The sequence below is a fragment of the Streptomyces sp. NPDC002004 genome (assembly GCF_053593975.1).
Map to the genome: position 1 here is coordinate 141628 of NZ_JBSFDP010000006.1, position 18880 is coordinate 160507.

Genomic DNA, 18880 nt, shown 5'->3' on the forward strand with positions numbered 1-18880 from the left:
ATTCTCCTCCGCACCTCAACCAACTCCCCACGAGGAGGCGCGGAATGCGCTTCGGACGCATCAGACGGAGAGCCGTGGTGGGCGTGACCACCCTGCTGCTCCCCTTCGCCGCCCTGGTCGGCCTGGCAAGCCCCGCCGCTGCCGCGGCCGACGCCACCGCGACCTACGTCAAGACCCAGGACTGGGGCACCGGCTTCGAAGGCAAGTGGACCGTCAAGAACACCGGCACCACGACGCTCAGCTCCTGGACCGTCGAGTGGGACTTCCCCTCCGGCACCTCCGTGACCTCCGCATGGGACGCCGACGTCACCAGCTCAGGCACCCACTGGACCGCCAAGAACAAGTCCTACAACGGCACGCTCGCCCCGGGCGCCTCCGTCTCCTTCGGCTTCAACGGCTCCGGTCCCGGCGCCCCGTCCAACTGCAAGCTCAACGGCGGCTCCTGCGACGGCGGCGGCACCGTCCCCGGCGACAACCCGCCCTCCGCGCCGGGCACCCCCACCGCCTCCGGCGTCACCGACACCTCGGCGAAGCTCTCCTGGACGGCGGCCACCGACGACAAGGGCGTCAAGAACTACGACGTGCTGCGCGACGGCACCAAGGTGGCCACCGTCACCACCACCTCGTACACGGACAGCGGGCTGAGCGCCGGCACCGACTACTCGTACACCGTGCAGGCCCGTGACACCGCCGACCAGACCGGGCCGGTCAGCGGCTCCGTGAAGGTGCACACCACCGGCGGCGGCACCACCCCGCCACCCGGCAACACGGTCAAGCTGGGGTACTTCACGGACTGGGGCGTCTACGGCCGCCAGTACTACCCGAAGAACCTCGAGACCTCGGGCTCCGCCGCGAAGATCACCCACATCAACTACGCCTTCGGCAACGTCCAGGGCGGCAAGTGCACCATGGGCGACTCCTACGCGGACACCGACATGGCGTACACGGCGGCCAACTCGGTCTCCGGCCAGGCCGACACCTGGGACCAGCCGCTGCGCGGCGCCTTCAACCAGCTGCGCCAGCTCAAGGCCAAGCACCCGAACCTGAAGGTGCTCTGGTCGTTCGGCGGCTGGACCTGGTCCGGCGGCTTCACGGAGGCCGCGAAGAACCCGGCCGCGTTCGCCGACTCCTGCTACCAGCTCGTCGAGGACCCGCGCTGGGCGGACGTCTTCGACGGCATCGACATCGACTGGGAGTACCCGAACGCCTGCGGTCTGAGCTGTGACAGCAGCGGGGCCGCGGCCTTCAAGAACGTCATGGCCGCGCTGCGCGCGAAGTTCGGCTCGTCGAAGCTGGTCACGGCGGCCGTCACCGCCGACGGGTCGTCCGGCGGCAAGATCGACGCCGCCGACTACGCCGGGGCCGCCCAGTACGTCGACTGGTACAACGTCATGACGTACGACTTCTTCGGCGCCTGGGACGCACAGGGCCCCACCGCCCCGCACTCCCCGCTCACCTCCTACAGCGGCATTCCGCACCAGGGCTTCACCACCGCCGACGCCATCGCCAAGTACCGGGCCAAGGGCGTGCCCGCGAGCAAGCTGCTCGTCGGCATCGGCTTCTACGGCCGCGGCTGGACCGGAGTCACCCAGGACGCCCCGGGCGGCACCGCGACGGGCCCGGCGGCGGGCACGTACGAGCAGGGCATCGAGGACTACAAGGTCCTCAAGAGCAGCTGCCCGGTCACCGGCACGGTCGCCGGTACGGCGTACGCGCACTGCGGCAGCAACTGGTGGTCGTACGACACACCGTCGACGATCGCCGGGAAAATGAGCTGGGCGAAGGGCCAGGGACTGCGTGGTGCCTTCTTCTGGGAGTTCAGCGGCGACACCGCGGGCGGTGAGCTGGTGAGCGCCATCAGCAGCGGACTGCAGTAACCCCTGCGCGCCGTACGACGACAACGCTCCCCCGGGCATCGTCCGGGGGAGCGTTCATGTCCGTATGAGCAGGGCCTACGCCACATTCACCCGTTGTCCGGGCGGGGCCGCCTCCAGCCAGGCGAGGAAACCGGTCAGCGCGTCCTCGCTCATCGCCAGTTCCAGCCGGGTGCCGCGGTGCAGACACGCGAGCACGACCGCGTCGGAGAGCAGCGCCAGCTCCTCCTCGCCCGCGGGGGCACGCCGCCCGACCACCTCGATCTGCGAGCGCTCCAGCACCCGGCGCGGACGCGGTGCGTAGGAGAAGACGCGGAACCATTCGATGCGGTCGCCGTTGTAGCGGGCGATGCCGTAGCCCCATCCCTTGCCGCCGGGGTCGGCACCTTCCTCCGGGGCGTTCCAGCGCAGAGAGCAGTCGAAGGTGCCACCCGAACGCTGGATCAGCCGGCGGCGCAGCCCGAAGGCGAAGAGCCCCAGCACGACCAGCGCGATCACCGCGATTCCGCACACGAGCAAGGCGAGGATCATCGGTTCCGACCTCCTCGCCTCATCTGTAACGGAACAGCAAAATTGATCCCGCATTGCCTCAGCCGCGGCCCGGTCTGGAGGTCTCCAGTCCCGGCCGCGGCTGAGTCACGTCATGCGATACGCAGGGTCAGCGCACCGCCACCGCACGCAGTCGGACATCGGCGCGCCGCTCGGCTGCGGCGTCCGCATCCGACTTGGCGCGGTCGAGTGCCCGCTCAGCGCGCTGGACATCGATCTCGTCCGACAGCTCGGCGATCTCGGCCAGCAGCGACAGCTTGTTGTCGGCGAACGAGACGAAACCGCCGTGCACCGCGGCGACGACCGTCCCGCCCTCGCTCGTACGAATGGTCACCGGGCCCGACTCCAGCACACCGAGCAGCGGCTGGTGACCGGGCATGACGCCGATGTCGCCGGACGTGGTGCGCGCGACGACCAGGGTGGCCTCACCGGACCAGACCTGGCGGTCGGCAGCGACCAGCTCGACGTGCAGCTCAGCAGCCAAGGGTGGCTCCTCGGGTCACCACCCGGCGGATGCCGGGTGTTGGGTCATAAGTCTAGTAGGGCCTGTGGCACCGGAAGTGCCCGGCCCCGTCCCGGCTGTAGAGCCGGGCTCCGGGGACCGCGCGGCGCGAGCCGCACATGGGTGCGATCCCCGGGGAAAGCCAGCAGGTGGCGTGGTGAGGGGGCGGGAGCGACCCCGCGGGGTCGTGCCCCGCCCCCTCGATGAGCACAGGGCTCAGGAAACGCCGAGTTCCTTCGCGTTCTTCTTGAGGTCCTCAAGACCACCGCACATGAAGAACGCCTGCTCCGGGAAGTGGTCGAACTCGCCGTCGCAGATCGCGTTGAACGCCGCGATCGACTCGTCGAGGGGCACGTCCGAACCGTCCACGCCGGTGAACTGCTTGGCGACGTGGGTGTTCTGGGACAGGAAGCGCTCCACGCGACGGGCGCGGTAGACGACGAGCTTGTCCTCCTCGGAGAGCTCGTCGATACCGAGGATCGCGATGATGTCCTGGAGGTCCTTGTACTTCTGCAGGATGTTCTTGACGCGCATGGCGCAGTCGTAGTGGTCCTGCGCGATGTACCGCGGGTCCAGGATGCGGGACGTGGAGTCCAGCGGGTCCACGGCCGGGTAGATGCCCTTCTCGGAGATCGGACGGGACAGAACCGTCGTCGCGTCGAGGTGGGCGAAGGTGGTGGCCGGCGCCGGGTCGGTCAGGTCGTCCGCGGGGACGTAGATCGCCTGCATCGAGGTGATCGAGTGACCACGGGTCGAGGTGATGCGCTCCTGGAGGAGACCCATCTCGTCGGCCAGGTTCGGCTGGTAGCCCACCGCGGAGGGCATACGGCCGAGCAGGGTCGACACCTCGGAACCGGCCTGCGTGAAGCGGAAGATGTTGTCGATGAAGAACAGCACGTCCTGCTTCTGGACGTCACGGAAGTACTCGGCCATGGTCAGGCCGGCCAGCGCGACGCGCAGACGGGTGCCCGGGGGCTCGTCCATCTGGCCGAAGACCAGGGCGGTCTTGTCGATGACGCCCGAGTCGGTCATTTCCTCGATGAGGTCGTTGCCCTCACGGGTGCGCTCACCGACGCCCGCGAACACCGACACACCGTCGTGGTTGTTGGCGACGCGGTAGATCATCTCCTGGATCAGCACGGTCTTGCCGACACCGGCACCACCGAACAGACCGATCTTTCCACCCTTGACGTACGGGGTGAGCAGGTCGATGACCTTGACGCCGGTCTCGAACATCTCGGTCTTGGACTCGAGCTGGTCGAAGCGGGGCGCCTTGCGGTGGATGGACCAGCGCTCGCCCTCGTAGGCCTCGTCGACGTTCAGCACCTCACCGATGGTGTTGAACACCTTGCCCTTGGTGAAGTCGCCGACCGGGACGGTGATGCCGGTCCCGGTGTCGGTGACCGCGGCCTGGCGGACCAGACCGTCGGTGGGCTGCATCGAGATGGTGCGGACCAGGCCGTCACCCAGGTGCTGGGCGACCTCCAGGGTCAGCGTCTTCTTCTCGCCCTCGTTCGCCGGGTCGGCGACCTCGACGTGAAGGGCGTTGTAGATCTCCGGCATCGCGTCGACGGGGAACTCCACGTCGACGACCGGGCCGATGACCCGCGCGACGCGGCCCGTCGCCGTGGCCGTCTCAACAGTGGTGGTCATTACTTGTCACTCCCCGCGGTCGCGTCGGCCAGGGCTGCGGAGCCTCCGACGATCTCGCTGATTTCCTGGGTGATTTCGGCCTGGCGGGCCGCGTTGGCAAGCCGGGAAAGCGTGTTGATCAGCTCTCCGGCGTTGTCGGTGGCCGACTTCATCGCGCGGCGCGTGGCGGCGTGCTTGGAGGCAGCCGACTGGAGCAGCGCGTTGTAGATCCGGCTCTCGACGTAGCGCGGCAGAAGGGCGTCCAGGACGTCCTCCGCCGACGGCTCGAAGTCGTACAGCGGGAGGATCTCGCCCTTGGCGGGCGCGGACTCCTCGGCCACCTTCTCGAGGCTGAGCGGCAGCAGACGGTCGTCGACCGGCGACTGCGTCAGCATCGAGACGAACTCGGTGAAGACGATGTGCAGCTCGTCGACGCCACCCTCGGCCGTCTCCCGCTGGATCGCCTCGATCAGCGGGGCCGCGATCTTCTTGGCGTCCGCGTAGCTGGGCTCGTCGGTGAAGCCGGTCCAGGACTCCGTGACCTTGCGCTCACGGAACTGGTAGTAGGCCACACCCTTGCGGCCGACGATGTACGCGTCGACCTCCTTGCCCTCGCCGCGGAGCCGCTCGGTGAGCTGGTCCGCCGCCTTGATGGCGCTGGAGTTGTAGCCACCGGCCAGACCACGGTCGCTCGTGAGGAGCAGAACCGCGGCACGGGTCGGCGTCTCGGTCTCCGTGGTCAGCGGATGCTTCGTGTTCGAACCGGTCCCGACCGCCGTGACCGCGCGGGTGAGCTCGGTCGCGTACGGCGTGGAGGCCGCCACCTTGCGCTGCGCCTTGACGACGCGCGAGGCGGCGATCATCTCCATCGCCCGAGTGATCTTCTTGGTCGCGGTGACGGACCGGATGCGACGCTTGTAGACCCGGAGCTGCGCTCCCATGAGTCAGGTCCCTTCCGTCGTCACTTAGCGGCGGCGTCTTCGCCGAGCAGCTTGCCGTCCGAGGTCTCGAACTGCTTCTTGAACTCCGCGACCGCGTCCGCGATGGCCTGGATGGTGTCGTCCGACATCTTGGCGCCCTCCTTGATGGAGGTCATCAGACCCTGCTCCTTGCGGTGCAGGTGGTCCAGGAGCTCACGCTCGAAGCGGCGGATGTCCTCGACCGGGACGTCGTCCATCTTGCCGTTGGTGCCGGCCCAGATGGAGACGACCTGGTCCTCGGTCGCCATCGGCTGGTACTGGTCCTGCTTCAGCAGCTCGACCATGCGCTGACCACGGCCCAGCTGGGCCTTGGACGCGGCGTCCAGGTCGGAACCGAAGGCGGCGAACGCCTCGAGCTCACGGAACTGGGCGAGGTCCACGCGCAGACGGCCGGAGACCTGGCGCATCGCCTTGTGCTGGGCGGAGCCACCGACTCGGGAGACCGAGATACCGACGTTCAGGGCCGGGCGCTGACCGGCGTTGAACAGGTCGGACTCCAGGAAGCACTGGCCGTCGGTGATGGAGATGACGTTGGTCGGGATGAACGCCGACACGTCGTTCGCCTTGGTCTCGACGATCGGCAGACCCGTCATCGAACCGGCGCCCATGTCGTCGGAGAGCTTGGCGCAGCGCTCCAGCAGACGCGAGTGCAGGTAGAAGACGTCACCCGGGTAGGCCTCACGGCCCGGCGGACGGCGCAGCAGCAGCGACACGGCGCGGTAGGCGTCGGCCTGCTTCGACAGGTCGTCGAAGATGATGAGGACGTGCTTGCCCTCGTACATCCACTGCTGACCGATGGCCGAACCGGTGTACGGCGCCAGGTACTTGAAGCCGGCCGGGTCGGACGCCGGGGCGGCGACGATGGTCGTGTACTCGAGGGCACCGGCCTCCTCCAGCGCGCCGCGCACGGACGCGATGGTGGAGCCCTTCTGGCCGATGGCGACGTAGACGCAGCGGACCTGCTTCTTCGGGTCGCCCGAGCGCCAGTTGTCGCGCTGGTTGATGATCGTGTCGACGGCCAGGGCGGTCTTGCCGGTCTGACGGTCACCGATGATCAGCTGACGCTGGCCACGGCCGATCGGGGTCATCGCGTCGACGGCCTTGTAGCCCGTCTCCATCGGCTCGTGCACCGACTTGCGCTGCATGACCGTGGGGGCCTGCAGCTCGAGGGCGCGGCGGCCGGACGTCTCGATCTCGCCGAGGCCGTCGATCGGGTTGCCGAGCGGGTCGACGACGCGACCCAGGTAGCCCTCACCGACGGCGACGGAGAGCACCTCACCGGTGCGGCGCACCGGCTGGCCCTCCTCGATGCCGCTGAACTCACCGAGGACGATGGCACCGATCTCGCGCTCCTCGAGGTTGAGGGCGAGGCCGAGGGTGCCGTCCTCGAACTTCAGCAGTTCGTTGGCCATGGCCGAGGGCAGGCCCTCGACCTTCGCGATGCCGTCGCCGGCAAGGGTGACCGTACCGACCTCCTCGCGCGAGGCCGCGTCCGGCTTGTACGCCTGGACAAAGTTCTCCAGCGCGTCCCGGATCTCCTCCGGCCGGATCGTGAGCTCCGCCATCTGGGTTCCCTGCTCTCCTTGTTGGGCCCGAAGTCTTTGGGGTCTGGGGGCGACCCCCAGGATTCTTCTGCACGGCCCAACGTGGGCCGTAGGTACTTCTTCTTGAGTTGGTGGCCTCAGCCGGCCAGCCGGCGCTTCGCGTCCTCGAGACGGTCCGCGATGCTGCCGTTGATGATCTCGTCGCCGACCTGCACCTGGATCCCGCCGACGACCGCGGGGTCGATGTCGAGGTTGAGGTGCATCTGACGGCCGTAGAGGCGCGCGAGGGCGTCGCCCAGGCGCCGCTTCTGCTGATCACTCAGCGGAACGGCCGAGGTGACGACGGCGACCATGCGGTCCCGTCGCTCCGCCGCGAGCTTGGACAGGGACTCCAGTCCCGCTTCCAGGCTACGTCCACGGGGCGCGGCCACAAGGCGCTCGACCAGACGCTCGGTCGTGGCCTTGGCACGGCCGCCCAGCAGGCTGCGCACCAGATCGGCCTTGACCGCGGCGGGCGCACGGCGATCGGTCAGCGCGGCCCGCAGCTCGGTGTTCGAGGCGACGATCCGGCCGAAGCGGAACAGCTCGTCCTCGACGTCGTCGAGGGTGTTCGCCCGCTCCGCCGCGGTGAGGTCCGCGGTGCTGGCCAGCTCCTCCAGCGAGTCCACCAGGTCGCGGGACTGCGACCAGCGGGAACGCGCCATTCCGGACACCAGGTCCACGGCCTCGCCGCCGACCTGGCTGCCCAGCAGGCGCTGGACCAGCTCGGCCTTGGCGTCGGCGGCCTGCGCCGGGTCGGTGAGGACCCGACGCAGCGACACCTCGCGGTCGAGCAGCGCGGTGACGGCGGCCAGCTCGTCGGCGAGCCGCGTCGCGTCGACGGACGTGCTGTCCGTCAGCGCGTCGAGACGCTCGCGTGCGGCAGCCAGGGCCTCGCGGCTCGCTCCGTTCATCGCGCGGCCTCGGCCTTCTCCTCGAGCTCTTCGAGGAAGCGGTCGATCACGCGGCTCTGCCGGGCGTGGTCCTCGAGGGACTCACCGACGACCTTGCCCGCCAGCTCGGTGGCCAGCGTGCCGACGTCCCGGCGCAGCGACTGCGCGGCGGCCTTGCGGTCGGCCTCGATCTGGGAGTGACCGGCGGCGATGATCTCCTCACGCTGCCGCTGCCCCTCCGCACGCATCTCGGTGATGAGCGCGGCGCCCTGCTCCTGCGCCTCCTGGCGCAGCCGCGCGGCCTCGTGCCGGGCCTCGGCGAGCTGGGCCTTGTACTGCTCCAGCACGCTCTGGGCCTCGATCTGGGCGGCCTCCGCCTTCTCGATACCGCCTTCGATGGCCTCGCGGCGCTCTTCCAGGACCGTGTTGATACGCGGAAGAAGCTTCTTGGCGAAGACGAAGAAGACGATGGCGAAGGCGATGAGGCCGATGACCAGCTCGGGGGCCGCCGGAAGGAGCGGATTCTGCTCCGTCTCCGCGGCCGCCTGCACCAGCTGTTGTGTCAGCTGCATGTCATCAGTGCCTTTCCCTGATAAGGAGTCGTCGGCCGCGGTTTACTTGTAGCCGAAGACGAACGGCATGACGATGCCGATGAGGGCGAGGGCCTCACAGAAGGCGAAGCCCAGGATCTGGTTGGCACGGATCAGACCGGCGGCCTCGGGCTGACGCGCCAGGGCCTCGGTGCCCTTACCGAAGACGATGCCGACGCCGATGCCGGGGCCGATCGCGGCGAGGCCATAGCCGACGGAGGCGATGGAGCCGGTGACAGCGGCAAGGGTCTCAGTGGCAGCCATGCTGATTCTTCCTTCTCTTTCAAGGACCGGTGGGGGTTGGCCACCGGACGTCTGGTGACGGGGCGGTTCGGACGAGGGCTCAGTGGTGCTCGGCGAGAGCGCCCTGAATGTAGGAGCAGGCCAGGAGGACGAAGACGTACGCCTGGACGGCCTGCACGAAGAGCTCGAAGAGGACCATGCCGATGGTCATCACGAACGACACGCCTGCGGCCGGGATCATGTAGCTGTTCAGCAGGTACCAGGAGGCGACCGTGAACATGACCAGCATCAGGTGGCCGGCGAACATGTTGGCGAAGAGTCGCACCGCGTGCGTGAACGGCCGCACGAGCAGGTTCGAGAAGAACTCGATGAACGACACGAGCCACTTGATCGGGCCGAGCGAGGGGTCGTAGCCGGTGATGTTCTTCCAACCGCCCACGAAACCATGGCGCTTGAACGTGAGGCTGACCCAGAGGACCCACACGAGCAGGGCGAGGATGGCGGGGTAGGCGATGACCGAGCCGACCGGGAACTGGGCCAGCGGGATCACGGACCAGATGTTCATGATCCAGACGAAGAAGAAGATCGACACCATGAGCGGGACGTACTTCTCGCCCTCGCGCTTGCCGATCGTCTCGTACACGATGCCCCGGCGCACGAAGTCGTAGCCCGCCTCGAGCGTCATCTGGAGCTTGCCGGGAACCAGCTTGGCGTTGGCGAAACCGGCCCAGAAGACGGACACGACGACCATCGTGGTGAGCAGCGCGAGCAGCATCACCTTGTTGAACTCGAAGCCGCCGACGGTGAAGAGCGGCTTGAAGAGGAAGGAGTGCAGGCCCGGCGCCGGGAAGCCACATCCGTTGTCGGACAGGATGCGGCAGCTCCAGTCGAAGGCGAGCTGGGTCTGGTCAGCACTCACCGCGGGCTCCTTCGGCGTGACGCATAGGTACGGCAACCTCGTTGTGTCGGCGCGGCGCGCAGCCGCGGGTCGGCACCGGACTGGTGTTTCGGAAAGTGGGGCGGCGGTCGGGCATCGAGCCTCGCGATCGAGCAGGCGTCAGCTCAGATGCCCGCGCCGGCAGTGCCGCAGTTGGCACCGGACGATAGCAGGAACTCGAACGGGCATTTATCCCGGCCCTACCCGTCACGACTTCGACCCTGACTTCTCGGGCTTGTCACCCTTCTCCCCGTCGGGTTCGACGTAGAGAATCTTCGCCTTCATGTGCGCACGCAACTGAGCGGCCATCCACACGACGGTGGCCACGACAAGTCCGATCGCGAACGTCCTGGGGTTGAAGAGGGTGGTGCTCTTGAAGAGGGCCACGAAGATCAGAAGCAGCAGGAGCTGGGCGACGTAGAGCATCATCCCCATCGCCTGGAACAGCTGCGGAAGCGATTTGGCAACGCGCTGCAGGACGAACAGGCCGATCCCCATGAAGGCGATCGCGATCAGCGTGCCGACGACCGCCCCGAGCGCCCCCTTGCCCCCGGCGACCACACCGCAGACGACGGCGGTGATCGCACCGGCGGCGGCTGTGGGAACGGCGCACTGGAGCAGGTTCCGGGCGTCATTGGACGGCATGGCGGCAACTCCGCTTTTCGGGGTGGGGGCAGGGTGTCGTCATGGACGAGCGTAGTCCGGGCCGAGAGGCACACCTCACACCAAGGAACCGTCGCACTACGGCCCTTCGGCTCTATCCCGGGGTTCTCGTGAACGGTATCACAAACTATTTGATGAGGTCTTTACCCGTGGGGTGTGCCGACTGTCACACATGAGAGTGAGTCCGCGCGTCTGTGCACGACAGCGGGCAACTTGTCCGGTAATGGGCAGGTTCGCTCGTCGCGTCAGCGTGACGTTCCGACATTGCGCCCTTCCATTACGTCAGCACGGGAGCCGATCGCGGTCGCTCCGTTGACACCCGCGGCCACCGGTTCGCGCGACTCATCCGTCACCTCGGCCTCACTGGTCACCACAGCACCGGCAGGCCGGCGCCGGTAGCGGGGCGGCACGAAGCGCTCGGCCCAGCGCGGGGCACGCGGCGTGAAGCGCGGCAGCAGCAGGAGCACGAGTCCGACGGCGCTCAGCGCCACGATCGCGAGGACGATCCACAGGGACGCCGAGTTCACCGAGTAGGCCAGGGCGCCGAAGGCGATGAGCGCCGACCAGAAGTACATGATCAGGACGGCCCGGCTGTGCGAGTGCCCGATCTCCAGCAGCCGGTGGTGCAGGTGTCCGCGGTCGGCGGCGAACGGCGACTGGCCGCGCCAGGTGCGGCGGACGATGGCGAGCACCAGGTCGGCGGCCGGGATCGCGATGATCGTGAGCGGCAGCAGCAGCGGGATGTAGACGGGCACCGTCTGGTGCACGGTCGCCCGCTCCGACCCGGAGAACAGGTTCATCGCGTCCGGGTCGATCTGCCCGGTGATGGAGATGGCACCGGCGGCCAGCACCAGCCCGATGAGCATCGAGCCGGAGTCGCCCATGAAGATCCGCGCGGGATGCATGTTGTGCGGCAGGAAGCCGAGACACATGCCGATGAGGATCGCCGAGAAGAGGGTCGCGGGGGCGGCGGCCTCCAGGCCGTAGCCGTACCAGATGCGGTACGCGTACATGAAGAACGCGGTGGAGGCGATGCACACCATGCCCGCCGCCAGGCCGTCGAGCCCGTCCACGAAGTTCACGGCGTTGATGGTGATCACGACCAACGCGACCGTGAGCAGGGTGCCCTGCCACTGGGTCAGCGCCACCAGACCGACGCCGGGCAACGGCAGCCACAGGATGGTCAGGCCCTGCATCACCATCACACCCGCGGCGATCATCTGCCCGCCGAGCTTGATCAGGGCGTCGATCTCGAACTTGTCGTCGAGCACACCGATGATCCAGATCAGCGCGGCACCCGACAGCAGCGCCCGGGGTTCGTTGGAGCTCTCGAAGACCGCGTTGAGGTTCTGCAGGTGGTCGGCGACCAGCAGCCCGGCGCACAGACCGAAGAACATGGCGATACCGCCGAGCCGGGGCGTGGGCTCCCGGTGCACGTCACGGGCACGGATCTCCGGCACCGCACCGGCCACGATCGCGAACTTCCGCACCGGGCCGGTCAGCAGATAGGTCACCGCGGCCGTGATGCAGAGCGTCAGCAGGTATTCACGCACGGGCTTCCCCACAGGTATCGCTGGCCATCTCAGCCCCACAGACTAGCTGCGCGCCCATGCCGTTGAAGACTTCCGGTGGGCACGGACGGTTCCACGGCCGCCGACGCACCCGGGCGCGCCCGTCCCGTCTACCCCGGATACGGCGGGAACCTCCCCACCAGAGCGCGCACCTCCTCGCGGGCCTCCGCGGCGCCGGTCTCCTCCCTCAGGACGCCCGCGAACAGGGCCGCGAGCCGGCCCATCTCCTCCTCCCCCATGCCCTGGGTGGTGACGGCCGCGGTGCCCAGACGCAGGCCGCGGGCGTCCGCGTGGGGAAGCGCACAGGTGTCGAGGACCACGCCGGCCGCGGCTAGGCGGCCCCGGGCGGTGCGGCCGTCGACGCCGAGCGGAGCGGGATCGGCGGTGAGCAGATGGGTGTCCGTCCCGCCGGTCGTGATCGCCAGCCCCTCCGTGTCCAGTGCCGCGGCGAGCGCCCGGGCGTTCGCGACGACCTGGTGGGCGTACGCGGTGAAGGCCGGCGTCGCCGCCTCGCCGAAGGCGACCGCCTTCGCGGCGATGGTGTGCATCTGGGCGCCGCCCTGGGTGAACGGGAACACCGCCCGGTCGATGCGGTCCGCGAGCTCCGCCCCGCAGAGCACCATCCCGCCGCGGGGGCCGCGCAGCACCTTGTGGGTGGTGGCGCACACCACGTCGGCGTACGGCACCGGGTTGGGCGCCGCTCCCCCGGCGACGAGCCCCATGGGGTGCGCCGCGTCGGCGATCAGATAGGCACCGACCTCGTCCGCGATCTCGCGGAACTGCGCGTAGTCGATGTGCCGCGGGTAGGAGATCGACCCGCACACGATCGCCTTGGGCCTGCGGGTACGCGCCAGTGTGCGCACCTGGTCGTAGTCGATGAGGCCGGACTCCGCGTCGCAGCCGTAGCCGACGAAGTCGAACCAGCGGCCGGAGAAGTTGGCGGGAGACCCGTGCGTCAGATGGCCCCCGAAGGGGAGGCCCATGGCGAGCACGGTGTCCCCGGGGCGCAGCAGGGCGGCGTATGCGGCGAGGACCGCGCTCGACCCGGAGTGCGGCTGCACATTGGCGTGCTCGGCGCCGAAGAGGCCCTTCGCGCGGTCGACGGCGATGCGTTCCGCCACGTCGACGATCTCGCATCCGCCGTGGTGGCGGGCGCCCGGGTAGCCCTCGGCGTACTTGTTCGCCAGGTGCGACCCGAGTGCCGCCAGCACCGCCGGCGACGTGAAGTTCTCGGCGGCGATCAGCTGGAGCGTCGTCGACTGACGGTCGAGCTCGCCGGCCAGGATCTCGGCCATCTCGGGGTCCTGGTGGCGCAGTGCCTCGACGGCGTCGGCGGCGGTGGCATGGGTGACCGACATGATGGGCTCCGGGCCTGGAGGGGCGCTTTGACCCAGCGTAGGACCGGGGCGCGGTCCGTGCGCTGCGAACGTGGGCGTTCCGGGCGGCGGCGCGCGGCCCGTGACCCCGGAAGGCTCCGGGAAGGCGTCCGGGCGGCTCGGGGCCTGCGGCACGTCCCTCCCGCGCCCGGGGTGGCCCCGCTCACGTGCGCCGCTGCCGCCGACGGCCGTGGGCGGGCGTTCGGCAGGGCGATGGCCCACGGAGCCGGGCAGGCGGTGCCAAGGCGCGCCGGGGCACGGTGGCGTGTGCGGCCCGGGAGGGGCCCGGACGGCGTCCGGGGGCGCCGGCGGGCCTACGGTGCTACATGCGGGCCGGGACGCCCGTCAGGGCCGTCACCACGGGGTCCAGTGCCTCGTGGATCTCGTCGCCTATGGAGCGGAAGAAGGTCAGCGGTGCCCCGTACGGGTCGTTGACCTCGTCGGCCTCGGCGCTCGGGGCGAGAAGCCACCCGCGTAGAGCGGCCGCGGCACGCACCAGCGCTCGGGCGCGCTCGACCACGCCGTCGTCCACGGGGTCCGGGAGCGTCGCCGGGTCGATGGCCCTGACGAGCCGTGTGAACTCCTTCAGAGTGAAGGTCCGCAGCCCCGCCGAGTGCCCCATGGAGATGACCTGCGCACGGTGGTCGCGGGTCGCGGTCAGCACCAGGTCGGCACGGATGACGTGGTCGTCGAGCAGCTCGCGCCCGACGAACCCGCCGGCGTCGGCACCGAAGTCGGCGAGCACGGTCTCCGCGTTCTCCTCCATGCGCGCCCCCTCGTGCCCCCATGTGCCGGCGCTCTCCACGATGAGACCGCCCCCCAGGGGGTCCCCGAGCCGGTGCGTCAGGGCATGACGGGTCAGCCGCTCGGTGATCGGCGAGCGGCACACGTTCCCGGTGCTGACGTGGAGGATGCGGAAGGTGCCGGAAAGGCCCGCTATGCCACGCCCCTCAGGGGCCGTCAATTGGCCACCTCGAGGTCGGGTACGACCTTGCGCAGTTCGTCCGCGGACAGGGCACCGGCGCGCAGCAGGACCGGCACCTTGCCGGTGACGTCGACGATGGACGACGGAACGTTGCCGGGGGTCGGACCCCCGTCCAGGTAGACGGAGATGGAGTCGCCGAGCATGCGCTGGGCGGCGTCACAGTCCTCCGGTGCGGGGTGTCCGGTGAGGTTGGCGGACGAGACGGCCATGGGGCCGACCTCGGTCAGCAGCTCGATGGCGACGGGGTGCAGCGGCATGCGGACGGCGACGGTGCCCCGGGTGTCGCCCAGGTCCCACTGGAGCGACGGCTGGTGCCTGGCGACGAGCGTGAGGGCCCCCGGCCAGAAGGCGTCGACGAGTTCCCAGGCCATCTCGGAGAAGTCCGTGACGAGGCCGTGGAGGGTGTTCGGGGAGCCGATGAGGACGGGAGTGGGCATGTTGCGGCCACGCCCCTTGGCGTCCAGCAGATCGGCGACGGCCTCCGCGCTGAAGGCGTCCGCACCGATGCCGTACACGGTGTCGGTGGGCAGCACGACCAGCTCGCCACGGCGGACGGCGGACGCGGCCTCACGCAGACCGGTGATGCGGTCGGTCGCGTCGTTGGTGTCGTATCGCCGTGCCATCAGCGGGCCTCCTCGTACACGTCGTACAGGTCAGAAGCGACGCGGGACGCCGCGTCGGGGATGACGCGGGGCGCCGCGTCGAAGGTGACGCGGGGCGCCACGCAAGCGTTCGGATGGGTCACGGCGGTCACGGCCTCGCCTTGCGGGCGGTGGCGAACCGCGGACGCTTGTTGAGGTCGGGGTGGTCGGCGGCGTCGGCCCACCCGGCCTCCTCGCTGAAGATCCACGGGACCTGGCCGCCCTGTGTGTCGGCGTGCTCCACGACGACGACGCCGCCGGGCCGCAGCAACCGGTGCGCGGTGCGCTCCAGGCCCCGGATCAGATCGAGTCCGTCCTCGCCGGAGAACAGGGCGAGCTCGGGATCGTGGTCCCGGGCCTCGGGAGCGACGTACTCCCACTCGGTGAGCGGAATGTACGGCGGGTTGGAGATCACGAGGTCGACCTGGCCGTCGAGGTCGCGGAAGGCGTCCAGGGCGTCGCCCTGGCGCAGGTCGACCCTGGACCCCTCGACGTTCTTACGGGTCCATCGGAGGGCTTCCTCGGACAGCTCGACGGCGTGCACGCGCGAGCGCGGCACCTCCTGGGCCATGGCGAGGGCGATGGCCCCGGACCCCGTGCAGAGGTCCACGATGAGCGGTTCGACGACGTCCATGGCCCGCACCGCGTCTATCGCCCAGCCCACGACGGACTCGGTCTCCGGGCGCGGCACGAACACACCGGGCCCGACCTGGAGTTCCAGGTAGCGGAAGTAGGCGCGCCCGGTGATGTGCTGGAGCGGTTCGCGGGCCTCACGGCGCGCGATGGCCTCCCAGTACCGCGCGTCGAAGTCCGCGTCCTTGACGGTGTGCAGCTCGCCCCGCTTGACGCCGTGCACGAACGCGGCGAGCTCCTCCGCGTCGTTGCGCGGCGAGGGCACGCCGGCGTCGGCCAGCCGCTGGGTGGCCTGGGCCACCTCCGCGAGCAGCAGGTTCACGGGTCCTCCGGGGCTGAGCTGGTCTCTGGTACGAGGCTTGCGCGACTGCGGGCTCAGGCTGCGGCGAGCTTCGCGGCCGAGTCCGCGTCGACGCAGGCCTGGATGACCGCGTCGAGTTCACCGTCGAGCACCTGGTCCAAGTTGTACGCCTTGAACCCGACCCGGTGGTCGGAGATGCGGTTCTCCGGGAAGTTGTACGTACGGATCTTCTCGGAGCGGTCGACGGTGCGGACCTGGCTGCGGCGGGCGTCCGCGGCCTCCCTCTCCGCTTCCTCCTGGGCCGCCGCGAGGAGCCTGGAGCGCAGGATACGCATGGCCTGCTCCTTGTTCTGCAGCTGGCTCTTCTCGTTCTGGCAGGAGGCGACGACACCGGTCGGCAGGTGCGTGATGCGCACCGCCGAGTCGGTGGTGTTGACCGACTGGCCGCCGGGTCCGGACGAGCGGTACACGTCGATCCGCAGGTCGTTCGGGTTGATCTCGACGTCGATCTCCTCGGCCTCCGGGGTCACCAGGACACCGGCGGCGGAGGTGTGGATGCGCCCCTGGGACTCGGTCGCGGGCACGCGCTGCACACGGTGCACCCCGCCCTCGTACTTCAGGCGCGCCCAGACGCCCTGGCCGGGCTCCGCGGACTGGCCGCCCTTGGTCTTCACGGCGACCTGGACGTCCTTGTACCCGCCGAGCTCGGACTCGGTGGCGTCGATGATCTCGGTCTTCCAGCCGACACGCTCGGCGTACCGCAGATACATGCGCAGCAGATCGCCGGCGAAGAGGGCCGACTCGTCGCCGCCCGCACCCGCCTTGATCTCCAGGATGACGTCCTTGTCGTCGCTGGGGTCGCGCGGGACCAGCAGGAGGCGCAGCTTGTCGGTGAGCACCTCGCGCTGCTGCTCCAGCTCCTTGACCTCGGCGGCGAAGTCGGGGTCGTCGGCGGCCAGCTCGCGGGCCGTCCCGATGTCGTCACCCGTCTGCTTCCAGGAGCGGTACGTCGAGATGATCGGGGTCAGCTCGGCGTAGCGCTTGTTCAGCTTGCGCGCGTTGGCCTGGTCCGCGTGCACCCCGGGATCGGCGAGCTGCTTCTCCAGGTCGGCGTGCTCGCCCACGAGTTCCTCGACGGCCTCGAACATCTCCGGCTCCTGATCTGCGTAATTCGTACGATGAACGACCAAAAACGCCGGTCCCGGCGCACCCTGGAGGGCGCGGCCGTGGACCGGCGCAGGTGGCTCGCTACTTCTTGGAGCCGGCAGCAGCCTTGCCGAAGCGGGCCTCGAAGCGGGCCACACGGCCACCGGTGTCGAGGATCTTCTGCTTGCCCGTGTAGAACGGGTGGCACTCGGAGCAGACCTCGGCACGGATGGTGCCGCTCTCGATCGTGCTACGGGTGGTGAACGACGCGCCACAGGTGCAGCTGACCTGGGTCTCGACGTACTCGGGGTGGATGTCGCGCTTCAAGGTGTCTCCTAGGTTCTCGGAGGGCGCCGGGTCGCAGCCGCGGGATGCGGAGGCGTGAACCGGAGCCGACGTACCAGTCTGCCAGGACTGGCGCCATCCCCCAAAACCGGGGTGGGGGCTGTTCTATTCCCGGGCCCGGGTCGGGGTCCCGGGCGCCCCGGAGACATCGGCCCGGCCTGCGGCTCCCTGCCGTGCCCCGGCCGTGACCGGGGCGGGCGCCGGTCCGGCGCCCGCCCGGGTCAGTGGCTGGTGACGACCTTGCCCGCCGAGCCCTTGTCGCCCGCGGAGCCCTTGACGGCGGAGGCCGGGATGGGCCGGTCGGCCCGGAGGGCGGCCCAGACCTTGCGGCCCTGCGCCTCGAGCGGGAGCACGCGGTTGGGGTCGTTGGGGTCGTACTGGACGGGCAGCGTCACCATCTTCATGTCCTCGGAGCCGATGCCCTTGAGGCCGTTCGCGAAGCCGGAGAGCTTCTTGACCGAGTCGAGGTCGGAGTCGGTGGTGACGGCACTGGTGGCGGCGTCGGCGAGGTCGTACAGCTTCGTGGGGTCGCCGAAGAGGTCGACGTTCTTGATCTGGTTCAGCAGGGCCTTGATGAAGGCCTGCTGGAGCTGTATTCGGCCCAGGTCGCTGCCGTCGCCGACGCCGTGCCGGGTGCGCACCAGGCCGAGGGCCTGCTCGCCGTTCAGCTTGTGGGTGCCCGGCTTCAGGTGCAGATGGCTCTTGTCGTCCTCGATCGCCTTGCGGGTGGTGACGTCGACGCCGCCGAGGGTGTTGATGAGCTTCTTGAAGCCGGTGAAGTCGACCTCGAGATAGTGGTCCATGCGGATGCCGGACATCTTCTCGACGGTCTTCACCGCGCAGGAGGGGCCGCCGACCTCGTAGGCGGTGTTGAACATCTGCAGGTGCGCGCCGGGGACGGTCCTGCCGCCCTTGGTGGTGCAGTCGGGGCGGGTGATGAGGGTGTCGCGCGGCAGGGAGACCACGCTGGCCTTCTGGTGGCCCTTGTAGACGTGCACGACCATCGCCGTGTCGGAGCGCGCGCCGCCTCCGTCCGCGCCGTACTTGGCGTTCGCGCCGGCACGGGAGTCGGAGCCCAGGACGAGGATGTTCATCGAGCCGTTGTCGACCTTCTGCGGCCGGTCGGCGCCGAGCTGGGCGTTGATGTCGACGCCCTTGATGTTGCCGTTGAGCTTGAAGTAGACGTACCCGAGGCCGGTGCCGCCGAGGACGACGATGCCCGCCGCGGTCCAGGCCGTGATGGTGAGGGCCTTGCTCCGCGCACCACGCGGCTTGCGACGGCGGCCCTTGCCACCGGGCCGCGGGGCTGTTGCGCCGGGCGCGGGCATGGTCTCGTCGGACATGGCTCCTCAGTCCTCGTCGGGTCTGGCTGTCCCTGCTCTCAGGGTCCTACCTGGCGGTTTCCTCGTCCTTCTGGACGAGCCGGGCCCGAGAAG

20 protein-coding genes are annotated in these 18880 nt (G+C 69.4%); 1 reads left to right on the forward strand and 19 read right to left on the reverse strand.

Annotation, left to right across the window (positions count from 1 at the left end; translation table 11 throughout):
• Positions 1-44 precede the first annotated feature (44 nt).
• On the forward strand, positions 45-1877 hold the full coding sequence (locus tag ACWCP6_RS12735; protein ID WP_450932412.1) for a glycosyl hydrolase family 18 protein: 1833 nt from the start codon (positions 45-47) through the stop codon (positions 1875-1877).
• A 75-nt stretch (positions 1878-1952) separates the two neighbouring features.
• Here the strand turns inward: ACWCP6_RS12735 and ACWCP6_RS12740 are convergent, their stop codons facing one another.
• From ACWCP6_RS12740 to ACWCP6_RS12830, 19 genes are all read right to left on the reverse strand, one after another.
• Positions 1953-2405, reverse strand: coding sequence for a DUF2550 domain-containing protein (locus ACWCP6_RS12740; protein ID WP_450932413.1), 453 nt, complete (start codon positions 2403-2405; stop codon positions 1953-1955).
• A 127-nt stretch (positions 2406-2532) separates the two neighbouring features.
• The gene (locus ACWCP6_RS12745; protein ID WP_450932414.1) at positions 2533-2907 is read right to left on the reverse strand and encodes a F0F1 ATP synthase subunit epsilon; all 375 of its coding nucleotides are present in this window, start codon (positions 2905-2907) and stop codon (positions 2533-2535) included.
• A gap of 234 nt (positions 2908-3141) precedes the next feature.
• Positions 3142-4578 (reverse strand): F0F1 ATP synthase subunit beta, encoded by a 1437-nt coding sequence (gene atpD, locus ACWCP6_RS12750; protein ID WP_450932415.1) that lies wholly within the window; start codon positions 4576-4578, stop codon positions 3142-3144.
• Positions 4578-5498, reverse strand: a complete 921-nt coding sequence (locus tag ACWCP6_RS12755) for a F0F1 ATP synthase subunit gamma (RefSeq protein WP_450932416.1) — start codon at positions 5496-5498, stop codon at positions 4578-4580. Before ACWCP6_RS12755 ends, atpD begins: the two co-directional genes overlap by 1 nt.
• Before the next feature lie 20 nt (positions 5499-5518).
• Positions 5519-7102 (reverse strand): F0F1 ATP synthase subunit alpha, encoded by a 1584-nt coding sequence (gene atpA, locus ACWCP6_RS12760; RefSeq protein WP_450932417.1) that lies wholly within the window; start codon positions 7100-7102, stop codon positions 5519-5521.
• A gap of 116 nt (positions 7103-7218) precedes the next feature.
• Positions 7219-8034, reverse strand: coding sequence for a F0F1 ATP synthase subunit delta (locus tag ACWCP6_RS12765; RefSeq protein WP_450932418.1), 816 nt, complete (start codon positions 8032-8034; stop codon positions 7219-7221).
• Positions 8031-8579: a F0F1 ATP synthase subunit B gene (locus ACWCP6_RS12770; RefSeq protein ID WP_450932573.1), complete on the reverse strand. Its 549-nt coding sequence runs from the start codon at positions 8577-8579 to the stop codon at positions 8031-8033. The genes ACWCP6_RS12765 and ACWCP6_RS12770 overlap by 4 nt, the downstream gene beginning before the upstream one ends.
• A 48-nt stretch (positions 8580-8627) precedes the next feature.
• A complete protein-coding gene (gene atpE, locus ACWCP6_RS12775; RefSeq protein ID WP_450932419.1) occupies positions 8628-8867 on the reverse strand; it encodes an ATP synthase F0 subunit C in 240 nt (79 codons plus the stop codon).
• A gap of 79 nt (positions 8868-8946) precedes the next feature.
• Positions 8947-9717 carry a F0F1 ATP synthase subunit A gene (gene atpB, locus ACWCP6_RS12780; protein ID WP_450932574.1) on the reverse strand — a complete coding sequence of 257 codons (771 nt, stop codon included), beginning with the start codon at positions 9715-9717 and terminating at the stop codon, positions 8947-8949.
• Between the two features lie 273 nt (positions 9718-9990).
• A complete protein-coding gene (locus tag ACWCP6_RS12785) occupies positions 9991-10428 on the reverse strand; it encodes a hypothetical protein (RefSeq protein ID WP_450932420.1) in 438 nt (145 codons plus the stop codon).
• A gap of 263 nt (positions 10429-10691) precedes the next feature.
• Positions 10692-11999 (reverse strand): MraY family glycosyltransferase, encoded by a 1308-nt coding sequence (locus tag ACWCP6_RS12790; RefSeq protein WP_450932421.1) that lies wholly within the window; start codon positions 11997-11999, stop codon positions 10692-10694.
• Between the two features lie 128 nt (positions 12000-12127).
• Complete coding sequence (locus tag ACWCP6_RS12795) at positions 12128-13375, reverse strand: serine hydroxymethyltransferase (protein ID WP_450932422.1); 1248 nt, start codon at positions 13373-13375, stop codon at positions 12128-12130.
• Between the two features lie 340 nt (positions 13376-13715).
• Positions 13716-14357, reverse strand: coding sequence for an arsenate reductase/protein-tyrosine-phosphatase family protein (locus tag ACWCP6_RS12800; RefSeq protein WP_450932423.1), 642 nt, complete (start codon positions 14355-14357; stop codon positions 13716-13718).
• Positions 14354-15001: an L-threonylcarbamoyladenylate synthase gene (locus ACWCP6_RS12805; RefSeq protein WP_450932424.1), complete on the reverse strand. Its 648-nt coding sequence runs from the start codon at positions 14999-15001 to the stop codon at positions 14354-14356. Before ACWCP6_RS12805 ends, ACWCP6_RS12800 begins: the two co-directional genes overlap by 4 nt.
• Positions 15001-15132, reverse strand: a complete 132-nt coding sequence (locus ACWCP6_RS12810; protein ID WP_450932425.1) for a hypothetical protein — start codon at positions 15130-15132, stop codon at positions 15001-15003. The genes ACWCP6_RS12805 and ACWCP6_RS12810 overlap by 1 nt, the downstream gene beginning before the upstream one ends.
• The gene (gene prmC, locus ACWCP6_RS12815; RefSeq protein WP_450932426.1) at positions 15129-15974 is read right to left on the reverse strand and encodes a peptide chain release factor N(5)-glutamine methyltransferase; all 846 of its coding nucleotides are present in this window, start codon (positions 15972-15974) and stop codon (positions 15129-15131) included. Before prmC ends, ACWCP6_RS12810 begins: the two co-directional genes overlap by 4 nt.
• Positions 15975-16027: 53 nt before the next feature.
• Positions 16028-17101 (reverse strand): peptide chain release factor 1, encoded by a 1074-nt coding sequence (gene prfA, locus ACWCP6_RS12820; protein WP_450932427.1) that lies wholly within the window; start codon positions 17099-17101, stop codon positions 16028-16030.
• Between the two features lie 100 nt (positions 17102-17201).
• Complete coding sequence (rpmE, locus tag ACWCP6_RS12825) at positions 17202-17426, reverse strand: 50S ribosomal protein L31 (protein ID WP_019326867.1); 225 nt, start codon at positions 17424-17426, stop codon at positions 17202-17204.
• Positions 17427-17665: 239 nt separating this feature from the next.
• Entirely contained in the window at positions 17666-18787 is a 1122-nt protein-coding gene (locus tag ACWCP6_RS12830; protein WP_450932428.1) for an LCP family protein, read from the reverse strand.
• Positions 18788-18880: the final 93 nt, after the last annotated feature.

What these genes read in the sequence shown, in the direction of transcription:
- ACWCP6_RS12735 (WP_450932412.1), top strand. Translation starts at nt 45, where the DNA reads ATGCGCTTCGGACGCATCAGACGGAGAGCCGTGGTGGGCGTGACCACC.
- ACWCP6_RS12740 (WP_450932413.1), bottom strand. Translation starts at nt 2,405, where the DNA reads ATGATCCTCGCCTTGCTCGTGTGCGGAATCGCGGTGATCGCGCTGGTC.
- atpD (WP_450932415.1), bottom strand. Translation starts at nt 4,578, where the DNA reads ATGACCACCACTGTTGAGACGGCCACGGCGACGGGCCGCGTCGCGCGG.
- ACWCP6_RS12755 (WP_450932416.1), bottom strand. Translation starts at nt 5,498, where the DNA reads ATGGGAGCGCAGCTCCGGGTCTACAAGCGTCGCATCCGGTCCGTCACC.
- atpA (WP_450932417.1), bottom strand. Translation starts at nt 7,102, where the DNA reads ATGGCGGAGCTCACGATCCGGCCGGAGGAGATCCGGGACGCGCTGGAG.
- ACWCP6_RS12765 (WP_450932418.1), bottom strand. Translation starts at nt 8,034, where the DNA reads ATGAACGGAGCGAGCCGCGAGGCCCTGGCTGCCGCACGCGAGCGTCTC.
- atpE (WP_450932419.1), bottom strand. Translation starts at nt 8,867, where the DNA reads ATGGCTGCCACTGAGACCCTTGCCGCTGTCACCGGCTCCATCGCCTCC.
- ACWCP6_RS12785 (WP_450932420.1), bottom strand. Translation starts at nt 10,428, where the DNA reads ATGCCGTCCAATGACGCCCGGAACCTGCTCCAGTGCGCCGTTCCCACA.
- ACWCP6_RS12795 (WP_450932422.1), bottom strand. Translation starts at nt 13,375, where the DNA reads ATGTCGGTCACCCATGCCACCGCCGCCGACGCCGTCGAGGCACTGCGC.
- ACWCP6_RS12805 (WP_450932424.1), bottom strand. Translation starts at nt 15,001, where the DNA reads ATGGCACGGCGATACGACACCAACGACGCGACCGACCGCATCACCGGT.
- prfA (WP_450932427.1), bottom strand. Translation starts at nt 17,101, where the DNA reads ATGTTCGAGGCCGTCGAGGAACTCGTGGGCGAGCACGCCGACCTGGAG.
- ACWCP6_RS12830 (WP_450932428.1), bottom strand. Translation starts at nt 18,787, where the DNA reads ATGTCCGACGAGACCATGCCCGCGCCCGGCGCAACAGCCCCGCGGCCC.